The organism is Hydrocarboniclastica marina (assembly GCF_004851605.1).
GTDB classification, from domain to species: domain Bacteria; phylum Pseudomonadota; class Gammaproteobacteria; order Pseudomonadales; family Oleiphilaceae; genus Hydrocarboniclastica; species Hydrocarboniclastica marina.
Genome location: NZ_CP031093.1, coordinates 2,262,622 through 2,277,084, shown reverse-complemented (window position 1 = coordinate 2,277,084; position 14,463 = coordinate 2,262,622). Strand labels below are relative to the sequence as shown.

Here is a 14,463-nt window from a genome sequence, read left to right as displayed (position 1 = left end):
GGCTTCAGCTATAGGTTTCTGCAACCGATTCCCTGCGCAAAAAAACGGGGCCGTCATTATGCGGCCCCGATGGATCTTAACCTGTCGACTGCTTTCTTCTAGATCTTTTCCAGCACGCTCCGCGCTTTGTCATCCTGATTCGTAGCTTTGTAGACTTCTGCCAGGTGCAGCGCGATCTCCTCCGCCGTTGGCGCCAGCTCGTAGGCGGACTCCAGTACGGGCAGGCTTTCTTCGACTTTGCCTGTTGAGAACAGTATCCAGCCGTAGGTATCGGCGATAGCTGCCGAGCGGGGGTTTAGCTCATAGGCGCGCTTGGCGAGGTCGGTCGCGCGGTCATCGTCCTGTTCGTGGTAGATCCAGGCGAGGTTGTTCAGCGCAACAGGATTGTTGGGCGCCAGCTTCAGCAGCGTTTCGTAGGCCTGCTGCGCTTTGCCGGTCTCGTCAGTACCCTGGTACCCGATCGCGAGGGCCAGTTGGATCTGGGCATTGTTCTGATGGCGGTTTGCGCCTGTTTCCAGCACTTCTATGGCTTTGCTGGGCTGGCGGTCCCGACGCAGGGCAGAGGAGAGCTTCAGGATCGTCTCGGGGTTGTCATCTTTCTCCAGCGCCAGTTCAAACAGATTGGCGGCTTTTTCGAACTCTTCGTTCTCAACCCGGTACTCGGCTTCCAGCAGGAAGGGCGTCGCTGACGCGGGATTGCTCTTCTTGACCTCGCTGATGATGTCCAGCGCCTGGTCTTCTTTGCCCTGATTGAGGTAGAGGCGCGAAGTCATCAGTGCCAGGTTTTCATTGTCCGGGAAGCGCTCGCGGCCCTGCTCAAGCACCTTGGTTGCACGTTCCTGGTTCTCTTCCCGGAGCGCCTGCTGGGCGACCGTCGTGTACAGGGATGACAACAGCGGCTCAGCTTCAGTTGGCGCATCAGCCATGTTGACGATCGCGCTTGCCACGGACTCGGCACGCTCGAATTCGCCTTTTGTCAGCGCGTCTTCCATCAGTACCAGTTTCGGACCGATGGCTTCAGGTTTGGCTTCACCGAGGTCACTCAGCCACTTCAGTGTCTCCTGGTAGCGCGCTTCGTCCCCGCGGCTTACCTGCACCAGACCCCGTAGCGCTTCACGGCTGTTCGGCTGGATTTCCAGCGCGGCCTTGAAGTGCTCAAGCGCGCCGGCAGGGTCGTCATTACGACGGGCGAGATTGCCCAGGGCTACCCGGGCGCTGATATCCTCCGGCGCTTTCTGCAGAGCCTGTTGGTAATACTGGCGCGCGCGCTGATTCTCGCCCTGGCTGGCGGCCAGATCGCCGCTGGAAATCAGTGCGCGGATGCTGTCGGGATGGGCCTTGCGCCATTTCTCCAGGGTCTGTGCAGCGTCTGCTGTGTTCTGTTGTGCCGCCTGAAGCCGCGCGAGCGTGAGAAACGCGTTCTCGGAGTCCGGCGTACGGCCGATCGCCGTCTTCAACTGGTCAATAGCGCCAGACATGTTCTCGCGCGACGCCAGATACCGCGCGTAGCGGATGCGCAGCTCGGTGTTGTCAGGATCAAGCTCGAGTGAACGTTCGATATAACGGCGGCCGGTATCGTGGTCGCCGGATGCCAGTGAAGCCATGCCGACGAGCGCCAGCGTGCCCGGGTTGGTCTCGTTCTCGTCGATGTTGTCCAGCAGTTCACGTGCGGCTTCCGGCTGGCGGAGCTGAAGCTTGGTGGCGGCAAGCAGCCGGCTGGCATCGTCGTTGTTGAGGCTGGCCAGGCTTTCCAGAAGCTGCTCGGCTTCCTTCGGACGACCCTGCTGGAAGCGGATCAGACCCAGCATCAGCTGTGCCCGTTCGTGGGTCGCTGCCTGTGCCAGGATTTCCTCAAGGGCGCGGGCTGCACCTTCCAGATCGCCTTCCTCGTACATCTCCTGGGCGGCAATAAAGTTGCTGCGCAGGGTACCGGGGCCGGACTTGGCCAGGATCTCTTCATAGACGAACGCTTCCTGCGCTTTATTCTGGGCGCGCAGGACTTCGATCAACGAAGATATGGTCTCGTATTTGCGGAAGGTCATGACATCGTACTGGCCGATGTCCTCCAGCGCCTTTTCGTAGCCCTGGCGTGCATCTTCCCAGCGCTCTTCCTCCTGGGCCATCTGGGCTTTCCACAACCAGAGTTCGGTGTCCGTGCTGTCCAGTTCTTCCGCCTGGGCCATCAGGTCCCGCGCTTTGTCGCGCTCGCCGTTATGGAAAGCCGTCTTGGACAGGCCCACCAGCGGCATGACGTCCTGATTGTCCTGCTCGCGGGCCGTGGTAAAGATCTCCCGGGCTTTGTCCAGGTCGCGTTCAGCCAGGGCCATTTCGCCCCGGATAAGTGTGGCTTCGAGCTTCTGGCTGCTGCTGGGTTCTTTTATCTGGCTGAGGGATGCCTGCGCCTGCTCGAATTCACCCTGCAGGTAGTGGCCACGCGCCAGCATCAGGTGCAGTTTGTTTTCGGTATGCTGTTCAATAGCGCCGTCTTCGATGCGCTCGCGGAGCGTCGCTATCTGACGCTCGACGCTGGCGCCATCGCCGGCCTTGACCAGGTTATCGATAATCAGCAGGTACGGCTCGATATGGGTCGGCAGCAGATCCATGGCGTTGCGCGCTTCCTGGGTGCTGGCCTTCAACTCGCCCTGGCGCTGGTAGAACTTGGCCTGGTCTATGTGGCTGAGAAAGCGGGCCTCCTCCTGACTCAGTTCTTCGGAGGAGTTGCAGCCTGCCAGGCCAAAACTCAGGGCGGCCGCCAGTATCGAGGCCTGAATAGCGCGCTTAGCAGTCATGTTCACACGTCCTTACTGAATTATTGATTATCGGGTTCGGTCCGGTGCAGGCCGCAGCTTAGGCGGGCGACGTTACAATCCGGTACTTGTCCGTCAGGTTATACAGGGTAGGGCGCGTGACCCCGAGCAGGCGGGCGGCCTGTGCCATGTTATAGCCTGCGGTCTGCAGTGCCTGCTCGATCGCGTGGCGCTCGGCGTCTTCCCGGACCTGCCGGAGGTTGAGTGCGCTGGACTCGGGCCCGTCGCTGTCAATATTGAGCTCCAGATCGCTTGCCGTAACCCGCTTGCCTTCGGCCATGATGGTGGCGCGTTTGATCTTGTTGATCATTTCCCGCACGTTGCCCGGCCAGTGATATTCCTTGATGGCCCGCATGGCATCTTCACCAAAGGCGAGGGTGGCGCGGTCCATCTGCCGGCTGAACTCTTTCAGAAGAGCCTGGGCTATGACGATAGCGTCACCCTCGCGGTCGCGGACCGGGGGCACACTCAGCGTGATTTCGCTGATCCTGTAATAGAGGTCTTCCCGGAACGTGCCGGATGAGATGAGCTGATTCACGTCTCGGTGCGTGGCGCAGATAACCCGCACGTCCACCGGTATGGGTTTGACGCCGCCGACCCGGTCAATCAGGCGCTCCTGCAGAAACCGCAAGAGTTTGGCTTGCAGCGCCATCGGCATATCGCCAATTTCATCCAGAAACAGGGTGCCGCCGTGGGCGCTTTCGATCTTGCCCTTCTTGGACGTGGTCGCCCCCGTAAAGGCGCCTTTTTCGTAACCAAAGAGCTCGCTTTCAAGCAGGTTTTCGGGGATGGCGGCGCAGTTTATCGCCGCGAACGGCTGCTTCGACCGGTTACTGAGGTCATGCAGGGCTTGGGCGAGCACCTCTTTACCGGTGCCGGTCTCGCCCAGGATCAGGGTCGTGACATCTGTCGGCGCAATTTTTTCGATGGTCCGGCAGATTTCGAGCATTTGCGGGCTGGCCGCGATAATGCCTTTAACGCGTGCATTACTGCCATGGCTGACCAGCTCGCGATTCTCACGTTCAAGCTCAGCGAGACGGAACGCCCGGTTGACGACGAAACTGAGGATGTCGCCGTCGAGGGGCTTTTGATAGAAGTCAGTGGCGCCCATGCCAATCGCGCGCACCGCGTTGTCTTTGTCTTCCCGCCCAGTTACCACGATAACCTTTGTGGTAGGGCTGAGACGGAGGATTTCTTCCAGCAGGGCAAAGCCCTGGCTGGCCCCGCCGGGGTCCGGCGGCAAGCCAAGGTCGAGCGTTATGACCTCAGGCTCGAACCGTCGCAAGGCCGCTATCGCACTGGCGTGATCCTCGGCTATGGACACTTCGACCTCACTGTCGAAGGACCAACGCATCTGGCTTTGCAGCCCTGGATCATCCTCGATAATAAGCAGGCGTTTCTTCACGTGTATTCCCTGACCAGTATTCAGTCTTAAGTGGTGTGCCTGAGCGTCTGGATATGGCCGCCCCGGCGCAGCGAGCCTCGGGCTCGACCGAACAGCTCGCTGGGTGAACTGCCAGCCAACCGGGCCTGACTGCATTCAGGGGTAGGTCGGTCAGCCGATTTCTGCTGCGGCAGTATACCAGAGCTCTATGCCATGCCCTCTTAAGCGCGTGCTAAAGAGCCAATGGATGAGTCGTGCTTCAGGCTATTTTCGAACGGGCGCGTGTCCCGGTCAAACAGTGTCTTACGTGTCGCTAATCAGTTTTGTGCTCAACGTTAACGGAAGATAACACTTACCGGCCCAGCTTCAAGCATTGTCCGGCTTAACTTTGTCTGGCTTAACGTTCTTTGCACGCCTGGCTTTCCTATCTATGCGTGCTATGCGCGACTGGCTACGCGTAGCTGGCCTCGAACGGTGTAAGTGTGCCTGTATCGCGTATGGGGCTTCGTACCCGGCAATTTGGGTACGCTGCTCAGGCGGTGGCCGAGCTGCTCTCTTTTTCCTCGACGTCACGCACAGTTTGCAGCCGGATTGAGAAGCAGGAGCCCACACCGACTTCACTGGTAACATCCAGCGACCCCCCCAGTTTGCGGAAGTACTCCCGGGCCTGATAGGCACCGATGCCCATGCCGGTCAGTCCCTTTGTGCTCTCGAAAGGCTTGAATAGCCGCGTTTTGATAAAGTCGTCGGTCATGCCTGCACCGGTATCCTGCAGGAAGAGAACGACCTGGTCAGTGCTCAGTTTCAAAGTGAGGGATATTTCACCATCGTTATGGGTCGCGTCCCTGGCGTTCTGGATCAGGTGGCTCAGAACTGTTCGCAGTTGTTCTTCGTCCGCCCGGATCCAGACATCCTCTTCGGGAAGGTCAATACTCAGCGGCGGCTTCTGCACGCTGTGGTGGGCTTCAAGTTCCCTGCACAGCTCTGTCAGGTTAACCAGCGCGGTTTTATCTTCCGGGTTGGGGCGGCGTATATGGTCTACCAGATTGGACATCTTTTTGACCGCGTGCTCTGTGGTCCGGATCATATCGTCAATAAATTCCGGGTTGTCCCGGTGCCGTGGCGCATTCCTTGCCAGTAACGAGAGCTGGGCGATGATGGTCTTGAGGTCGTGGACCATGAACGCGGATGCTTTACTGACCGCCTCGAACTGCATCGCCGCAGCCAGGCGGCTCTGGGCATCCGCCTGGGCCAGGAAGTTACAGACCTGGCGCGCCACCACGCGTATCAGGTCGAAGTTCTCCCAGTTAAGTTCAACCCGGGCGAAGGGCGAGCCGACCAGCGCGATGCCGTACAGGTCCCTGCCCAGATAAAGCGGTATGACCAGCCAGGGGTCGTGGAATTCCATCACGCTGTCCGGCACTTCCAGCAGGTTGTAGCGGACCGGGTCCTGCTTGTACTCCTTGAGGTCGAGTATCCACTCCCGCTCGCGGAAGAACCGGACAAGGTCAGAGTCACCATCAATCCGGGTATGCTTGGGCGGTGCCATATTGACTGAGCTGGTCAGCGTAAACTGGCCTTCTTCGTCTTTTATCCAAAGGGCGCCGGCATTGCTTTCGACAAGATCCGCGATGACCCGGACGACCCGTTCTGTGAGGGGTGGTGAGTCCGTCATCGAACTGAAGGCTTCCGTAATCTTCAGCCATTCTTCCCGGTAGTCGTATTTGTAGTCGAAAAAGTTCTGGCTGATAAAAACCATCAGGCGCGACCGGAACCGCGTAGAGGTCATCATCAGCACGAACAGTGAGATGAACAGGCTGAGGAACAGTACCTGTAGCGCCTCGCCCCAGCTGCCGCCGACCTGGCGCACGTAGTAGCCGCCCGCTGCAGCAACCATGAGATAGAGGCCAGCGAGGGTTAGGGTGCCGGCATGAAACACCACTGAGCGGGAAAGCTGCAGCTGAATCGGCTGCTTGCGGGCATTGATCATGTTTACCGCGAGCAATGGCGTTGCAATCGCGTTTACCGAGCCGCGGGCATCCCACAGGGGCGACGATATCTGGTTGAACAGGAGCGCATCGGCGTAGAGAAAAAAGTCGTATACGAAGATGCCGCCGATACCGAAGCAGATGTACTTGATGCTGGACCGGCCGTAGGCCATGGAGTTACGCCAGATCTGCTCGATCAGGCTGATGCCCAGCAGCGCAATAACAAGCTGGCCCAGAACCGCCGCCTGACCACGGATCAGGGCGCTTCCCGTCAGATAATCCGTAACGGAAAAACCGACCAGAATCGTGATGAACACACCTGCGGTAAGGCCAAGCAGTGCCTTGAGACGGGGGGGAATCAGGCGGTTCTGGCTGCCGTCACGAATCAGTGCCAGCAATACCGCAACCCAGGCGAAATCACGGGTCAGCTCAAGGGCGAACCGGACGGGAAACGACGGCTGATCCCAGAGTACCTGGGCCACGATGGCGAATGACCATAGGGCGGAAACAATCGCCGACATGAACAATGCCCGATCGGTGGTGCGGCGCAGGTAGCGCGTACCCACGAGGAGGGCGAGCAGGCTGAAGGCGATCGCTGCGATCAGATGGCTGACAAAGCTGAAGTCGACCACTAACTAAAGGCCCTCTGGAAAAGTGACGTCCTAGCGGCTCAATTTTACAGAATGAGCGACTTCACAGGTTCTGGTAAAAAACCGTTCAAGAACGCCTAAAGGTACAGAATGCCGTGCAATCTGCAAACAACGATTTAGCCTGCGCCAGTTATTCCTTTAACTTATCAACGCCCACTTAAAAACCGTTGCCCTAGCCGACGCGTTTTGTAGAGGTCGGTCCAGCCACCGGGGCCAGGGGGCGGGGGAGATAGTGCGGGTCACTGAACACGTCCATGGCGTACTTGACCCGATCAACGGCCCGTTCTTTAACCCGCGGCAGCTTCTCTATGTGCTCCAGGCGGGGCCGCAGGCCAACACCGTTGGCGACCTGGATGGCAAGCCCGGGCCTTGCATTCAGCTCCAGCAGAAGCGGGCCGCGGTGCTTGTCGACTACCAGGTCGGCGCCGATATAGCCCAGCCCGGTCATGTCATAGCAGCGCGCGGCGAGGCGCAGCATTTCGAACCAGTCGGGAATCTGGATCTCCAGCAACGCCAGCCCGGTATCCGGATGATTGCGGACGCGTTTGCTGTACTGCACCGCGTGCAGCCCTTGGCCCGTGGACAGGTCGAGCCCGACGCCAATGGCGCCCTGGTGCAGGTTAGCCTTGCCGTCGGAGGCCTGCGTAGCCAGCCTCAACATGGCCATAACCGGATAGCCGCGGAAGACGATGATGCGAATATCGGGCACTCCCTGGTGGGAGAGCTTGGCAAAATCAGGATCGTTGACGATCAGGTCTTCGATGATGGCCACGTCGGTTTTGCCGCCGAGCGAATACAGGCCAGAAAGGATATTGGACAAATGCCGTGACAGGTGGTCAATGCTGACGGCGCTGCCAGAAGGCTTGAAAAAACTGTCGCCGTCCTGCCGTTCGATAACGGTAATACCTTTGCCGCCTGAACCTTTGGAGGGCTTGATGGCGAAGCCCGGCAGGTCTTTGACCCGGTCGCGGAAATGGCTGATTTCGTGCTGTGCCCGGACCACCTGGCGCAGGGTGGGGGTCGCAATATCGTACTCAACCGCAAGTAGCTTGGTTTTGAGCTTGTCGTCAACGAGGGGGTAAAGGTCGCGGCTGTTGTAGGCGTTAATATACTGGACGTTGCGCCGGTTCATGCCGAGCAGTCCATGGTGCCTGAGGAACGACGGCTTCACCCACATGGCGTGAGCCTCCGCCGTTGTGCCGCTACGGCCGCTTGTCGGGTCTGTTGTGCAGGCACCTGCCCCGAGTCTTTTTCAGGCTCTTGTCTGCAGTCCGGGCGCTGCCTGGCCGGTATACGGTAGAACATGGGCTGCCTTAATCCTTCGCCAGAAAACGGAAGCGGCGTAGCTCGGAAAGCCGGTAGCCCTTGTACTGACCCATCAGCAACACCATCGCCAGAATGATCAGGTGAAGTTCGGGAAAGTTGAAACTGAGGTGGCTGATGTAGCGCCACTGCATCGCCGAGAACGCGAGCACTGCGACAAAGAGACTGCCGAACCCCTGGATAAGCACCTCCTGGGCGCCTTCTTCTTCCCAGAGGATGGACATGCGCTCGATGGTCCAGGCGATGATAACCATGGGGAAAAACGTCACTGTCATGCCGCTGCTGATGCCCAGCTCGTAGCCCAGCAGGGCCATGAATGAGGTAATGAATATGACCAGGATGATCAGGGTGGCTATTCGGGCGACAAGGAGCAGGTTAAGCCTCGACAAATAGCCGCGGAGCAGCAGGCCGACCGCGACAATGCTGAGAAAGCTGATCAGGCCCGGCACCAGCGAGGTTTGCAGGAAGGCCACTGCGATCAGTATGGGCATGAAGGTGCCCGAGGTCCTGAAGCCGACGATGATCCGCATGAATACCACGACCAGTGCCCCGACCGGAAGCAGCAGCAGAATCTTGAACATACCCTGTTCTTCGAGGGGCAGGTGGTACAGGCTGAAGCGGGAGAAACCGCTCTCGTACGACTGGCTCTGGACCAGATCCTGCGCCGGTACGGTCTGCTGCAGCATGGAGAAACTGACGGTCGAACGCCTGCCGCCCAGTACATCCAGCAGCGAGCTGCCGCCCCGTTGCCACAGCAACAGATTTTCAGGCGTATCCTGATCGCCGGTGCGGGGATCAAACGTTATCCAGCCGTCTTTGGTGTAGACATCGGCCACCGCCAGCAGGCCCTGATTCCGGCGCGCGTCTTCGAGTTGCAGGCCCATGCTTATCCGGGCAGGAACCCCGGCCTGGTTGAGCAGCCGTACCAGAACTTCGGCGGTTGACTGCTGGGCCAGCAGGAGTGCCGCGTTCTGGTTGCTCTCGCTGTTGTTGAGCAGCTTGATCAGCTCGCGCGCCAGGCTTTCTGGGGAGCTTGAGGTTTCCCGGGCCTGGTTTATCAGGCCCTCGGCTGCGGTTGCTTCGGGTTCAGACCAATAGGAGTTGCCAGTCGCGACCGGGGGCTGTTCGGGAGGCGCCGGCGTCGCGCTGGGGTCAGTGATGAGCTGAACCTTGTAGTAGAGCGTCTGCCGGCCGTTAGCGCGCCGGATAGACCACTCGCCACGCCGTATGCCGCCTTTCTGTATGGTCGAGAAGCCATAGCCGGGAGAAGCGGACTGCTCAGACATGACCCGGAACCCTGGCGGCTGGTCGGGCAGGGCTAGGCTGGCCGTTACTGGATCCCCATAGGCCTGGAACTCGATTTTGGCCTCGACCTGCCAGACCGTCTGCTCGACGCCGGGGGTCAGGGGGACGTTGAGTTCGTTATGCCTGAGGGTGGCAATGGCCAGGCCAGCGATAACCAGCAAGGCGACGGCCAGATAGAACGGCAATTGTTTATTCATCTGAAGACTCGCTGACGATATCCGCAGGCAGGGCGACCGAGTTGGCGCGGGACACGTCGACGACCATGGTGTCCTTGAGGATGTTGCGACCAATCAGGACCGGGAATTCCAGGTGGCCCCGGTCAGACAGGGTAAATTCCGCCAGCCGTTCAACGTCACCGATCACTATGCGCATCTTGACGACCGCGCGGCGTTCGCTGTCCTCGGTCGACGACTGCAGAATGCGAACGAAATGAGCCACTTTGCGCTCGACATCGACGAATTCTTCGCGGCCCGGCAGGGGCATCTTGAATCGCACCCAGTCTTCTCCGTCCCGCTCGAAGATCTGGGGTTCGCGGGCGTCAAGCGACGAGGTCGTCGCGCCCGTATCGATACGGGCCGTGTAGGCCTCGCCCGGAGGGTCCACGTAGACCTTTTCGATTTCGCCAATGACCAGTTTGCCGTCATCAATGTGCTGCATGTCCGATGACTGGCTGGGCGGCGGCATAGCCTCACACCGCGGAGTCTCTTCAACGGCCGGACACTCCGGCGCCTTCACCTGTTCCTCAAGAGCCTTGACCATGCGGTGCATGGATTCGGTTTCCGCAACAAACAGCAGGTCCCGGGAGGCTGATTGTTCTTTCTCAAGCTGGACCAGGGCGCGTTCGGTAGCCTGAAGCTGCGCTTTAAGCTCACTCAGGTCGGATTCCCATACGGCACGGTAATCGCTGGCGCATCCGGAAATTAAGAGCACAGCTATAGAAATGAAGACGGTTGCAGGCTGGGCTAAACGCACGAATACCCTCGTTCTAAACTGCTTGGCTGGATGTTTGTTGCGGTGCAAGCGTTGAATGAATACCAGTAGAGTAAAACGCTGGTTTTGATGTACCTCATACTGGAGGCAAGCATAAAAGCCACGCGATTATAGCGAAACATAGCTTTCAGAGACCAGTACGCCGCCGTAACCTAACATTTTATCGGCGTTGATTCGCCCTAGATCTGCCGATGGGTTTGAGACCGGATGTGACTCCACGTGAGCATTAAGTTAGATAAAATCGCTAACCTATTGCTTTATAGGGTTTTTAAACGCTCCATTCAGCCAGTGTCCCGTTCGGGACGCCAGGCGCATTGCTGTGTTTATCCCTTTCAGACAAACTGTTTCACGACACGACCAGGCGGCGGTCCGGCATGGGACCTATTGGCTTGCGCTCTGAAAGAGCCCTTCGTGGTATCCAAAAGATTGGTATCCGAAAGAGCAACATGTGAAATCTGAAAGCGCCAGAGATATACGCCAGCCAGGGCGCGCACTCAGAGAACAAGCGAATAGGTCACATCTCGACACCAATTTGCGGAATAAGGAGATCCACTATGAGTGTTGTCTTTCTGTTAATCAGTGCCGCAGTCCTGCTGTACCTGGGTATTGGAGGTGCGATCGGTGCACTGGTACTTGTCCTGGCGACACTTGCGGGGATGTATCAGGACCACTGGCACTTCGCCAGCGTGCTCTTTGGTGTGCTCTTTCTTTTACCTGCACTCTTTATCATGTTGCCCACCAGGTTCCGCCGGCACCGCTTGAGCGCGCCTTTGCTCGGTTGGGTGCGCGGGCGCTTGCCAAAGCTGTCAGAGACCGAACAGGAAGCCCTCAAAGCCGGCGACGTTGACTGGGATGGGCAATTATTCTCCGGCCGTCCGGACTGGCAGAAACTCCTCGGGCTGCCACATGCGAGCCTGAGTGAGGAGGAGCAGGCGTTCCTGGACGGTCCGACCAACGAGCTCTGCGCCATGATCGACGACTGGTCGATGACCCATGAGCTCTACGACCTGCCTGAAGAAGCCTGGACCCACATCAAAAAGAGCGGCTTCTTCGGTATGGTCATTCCCAAGCGCTACGGTGGGCTGGGATTTTCCGCCACGGCGCACTCGGAAATCGTCATGAAGATCGCCTCTCGCGGTGTCTCCGCTGCAGTGACGGTGATGGTGCCCAACTCCCTGGGTCCGGGCGAACTGCTCGTACACTACGGTACTGAGCAGCAGCGGGAATACTATCTGCCCAGGCTGGCCCGTGGCGATGAGGTTCCGTGCTTCGCACTGACGTCCCCCATGGCTGGCTCAGATGCTGGCGCCATTCCCGACCGCGGCATCATCTGCAGAGGGCAGTGGAACGGCGAAGAAGTGCTGGGGATGAAAATCACCTGGAACAAGCGCTATATCACGCTCGCGCCAGTTGCCACGCTGATTGGTCTGGCGATCAAAGTCTACGATCCGGACAGCCTGCTCGGTACTGAGCATGACATGGGCGTGACCTGCGTGATGGTGCCCGCCGATACGGAGGGCGTTCACAGCGGCGCCCGTCACCTGCCCATGAATACGGTATTCATGAACGGGCCGACGTGGGGCGAGGATGTTTTCATTCCACTGGACCAGGTGATCGGCGGCCGGGAAATGATCGGCAAGGGCTGGACCATGCTGCTCGAATGTCTGGCCATCGGCCGCTCCATTTCACTGCCGGCCCTGGGCACGAGCGGCGGCAAAGTCGCCTGCCTGACGACCGGCGCCTACGCGGCGGTTCGCGAGCAGTTCGGTCGTTCGATCAGCGAATTCGAAGGGGTACAGGAAGCCATGGAGCCCATGGCCGGCTATACCTACATGATGGACTCCGCGCGGCGTTTTACCTCGGGCATGCTGGACCGGGGTGTCACCCCGTCGGTGCCCTCTGCACTGCTGAAGTACCGCAACACGGCGCTGATGCGCGATGTGGTAAACCATGCCATGGATGTCATCGCCGGTCGCGGCGTTATCAGCGGACCACGCAACTTTCTGGCCCGGGTATATCAGGCCGTACCAATCGCCATCACCGTGGAAGGTGCGAATATACTCACCCGCAGCCTGATGGTGTTCGGCCAGGGCGCCATTCGCTGTCATCCATTCATCGTGCAGGAAATCGAAGCCGCAGGGGATGAGGACCAGCAAGCTGCGGTTAAAAAGTTCGACGGCGTCTTCTATGCTCACCTCGCACATACCTCGCGCAACGTCTTGCGAACGTTTGTGCTTGGGCTGACCCACGGTTGGCTGGAGCCGGTTCCCGCGAAAGGAAACCTGCGTAAGTACTACCGCCAGCTGTCGCGGTTTGCGTCGGCTTTCTCGGTACTGACAGACGTGAGCCTGTTGACCCTGGGTGGCGGGCTTAAGGCCCGGCAGCGGTTCACAGGGCGGATGAGTGACGCGCTCGTGCACCTTTACTACGCGTCCGCAGCCATCAAGCAATGGCATGAAGATGGCTATCCTGAAGACATGCGGGACATTATCGAATGGAGTCTGGAGCAGTCGCTGGTCGACCTGCAGGCTTCGCTGCACCGCGCTATCGGTAACTTCCCGGTTAAACTGCTCAGATTTCCATTGATGGCCTTGACCTTTCCGCTTGGGTTGCGACTGAAGCACCCCGACGACGAGCTCGGCCGCCGCGTTGGCCTGAGCATTGTCGACAAGCCCTCCGTACGTGACCGCATAGTGCGTGGCGTTTACCATTCCGAGTCGCCAGAGGACCCGGTCGGGCGCGTCATGCATGCCCTGAAGCTGGCCCAGGAAACGGAGCCGGCACGCACGCGCATCAACAAGGCCATTCGCAAGGCGGACCCGGACGAGTTGCAGGACATCGAAATGCTCCTGGGCCACCAACGCGACGAGTTGCTGGACTGGGCCATAAAGCACGAGGTCATCGACCAGAGCGAGCGCCAGTCAGTATCCGAGGCGCTGGCTGCGATGTACGACGTGATTCGTGTCGATGCCTTTGCGAAAGAGGATATTGAGAAACTGGCCGAATGCTCGAAAGGTAAGTTGAAAGAAGTCGTACGGCCATGATGTTGCGCTAAGGGCTAGTGCACTAGGCTAATGGTGCGCGAGGAGCACCCTACGGCGGGACCGATCTCCTGTAGGGTGCGTACTGCGCACCATCTACGTTCTCAGGGCGACTCCGGGAGTCGCCGAAACTAAAACGCTGTCCGATACCCACCATTCGCGCTCCGACTCGCCACCACAATAAACATTTGATGTGATCCCGCGGGGCCTGCTCATAGAATGCCGGATTCTTATCCGGAGCCTGCTCTTTTGTCTGAACTTCCTGCCTCTGACTCGTCGCTATCGGCGACCTCCTTGCCGCTCCAGTCCCTGGCGCAGGTTGCGGGTACCGATGTCGTTGCCGAGCATGTGGCGAACAGCCTGGCGAGCGCGGGCTGGTGCGTGCTGGAGGGGCTGGGGTTTGATCCGGTGCACCTCACCGCTCTGCAGCAGGAAGTCGTGGCACTGCATGAGGCGGGCGCGCTTGCCCCGGCCGCCATAGGGCGGGGTCCGGGCCAGAAGCTGGCGGCTGAGATCCGCAATGACCGCACCGCGTGGCTCGACGGCCAGAGCGCCGCACAGGCAGCGTTGTTCAAACGATTCAGTGAGATACAGCAGTTTCTTAATCGTTCGCTCTATCTGGGGCTGACGCATTTTGAGGCGCATTTTGCAGCATTTGAGCCCGGCGGCTTTTATCGCGCACACCGGGACAGTTTCCAGGGCAAGGCTTCGCGGTTGGTAAGTCTGGTTCTCTATCTGAATGAGCGCTGGCAGCCGGAGACGGGCGGCGAGCTGCGTATTTATGATGCTGAGGGAGCTGTAGCCGCTGAGGTTGTGCCCGTGCTGGGTCGCACTGCTGTGTTCCTGAGTGAGGATGTTTTGCATGAAGTGTGCCCCTCCACACGCCTGCGTTACAGCATCGCCTGCTGGTTCCGGGCAGATGTTTCGGACAATCTTCTGCTTTTGCGTTGATGGGGCTGGCCAAATACTCTAGAA

Annotated in this window: 8 protein-coding genes; 2 read left to right on the top strand and 6 right to left on the bottom strand. The window is 59.1% G+C overall.

The window, feature by feature from the left end:
- Positions 1-98: 98 nt before the first annotated feature.
- The 6 genes from soil367_RS10110 to soil367_RS10085 all read right to left on the bottom strand — a co-directional run bounded on the left by soil367_RS10110 (position 99) and on the right by soil367_RS10085 (position 10,429).
- Positions 99-2,789, bottom strand: coding sequence for a tetratricopeptide repeat protein (locus soil367_RS10110; RefSeq protein WP_136548993.1), 2,691 nt, complete (start codon positions 2,787-2,789; stop codon positions 99-101).
- A 58-nt stretch (positions 2,790-2,847) separates the two neighbouring features.
- Positions 2,848-4,212, bottom strand: coding sequence for a PEP-CTERM-box response regulator transcription factor (gene prsR, locus soil367_RS10105; RefSeq protein WP_246065251.1), 1,365 nt, complete (start codon positions 4,210-4,212; stop codon positions 2,848-2,850).
- Positions 4,213-4,723: 511 nt separating this feature from the next.
- Positions 4,724-6,811, bottom strand: a complete 2,088-nt coding sequence (prsK, locus tag soil367_RS10100; protein WP_136548991.1) for an XrtA/PEP-CTERM system histidine kinase PrsK — start codon at positions 6,809-6,811, stop codon at positions 4,724-4,726.
- A gap of 190 nt (positions 6,812-7,001) precedes the next feature.
- Positions 7,002-8,006, bottom strand: a complete 1,005-nt coding sequence (locus soil367_RS10095; RefSeq protein WP_136548990.1) for an alpha-L-glutamate ligase-like protein — start codon at positions 8,004-8,006, stop codon at positions 7,002-7,004.
- Positions 8,007-8,142: 136 nt separating this feature from the next.
- The gene (locus tag soil367_RS10090; RefSeq protein WP_136548989.1) at positions 8,143-9,654 is read right to left on the bottom strand and encodes a UUP1 family membrane protein; all 1,512 of its coding nucleotides are present in this window, start codon (positions 9,652-9,654) and stop codon (positions 8,143-8,145) included.
- The gene (locus soil367_RS10085; protein WP_136548988.1) at positions 9,647-10,429 is read right to left on the bottom strand and encodes an ATP-dependent zinc protease family protein; all 783 of its coding nucleotides are present in this window, start codon (positions 10,427-10,429) and stop codon (positions 9,647-9,649) included. Before soil367_RS10085 ends, soil367_RS10090 begins: the two co-directional genes overlap by 8 nt.
- A 572-nt stretch (positions 10,430-11,001) precedes the next feature.
- On the opposite strand from soil367_RS10085, the gene soil367_RS10080 reads away from it, so the two are divergent.
- Positions 11,002-13,491, top strand: a complete 2,490-nt coding sequence (locus soil367_RS10080) for an acyl-CoA dehydrogenase (RefSeq protein ID WP_136548987.1) — start codon at positions 11,002-11,004, stop codon at positions 13,489-13,491.
- A gap of 246 nt (positions 13,492-13,737) precedes the next feature.
- Positions 13,738-14,439: a 2OG-Fe(II) oxygenase gene (locus soil367_RS10075; RefSeq protein ID WP_246065250.1), complete on the top strand. Its 702-nt coding sequence runs from the start codon at positions 13,738-13,740 to the stop codon at positions 14,437-14,439.
- Positions 14,440-14,463 lie beyond the last annotated feature (24 nt).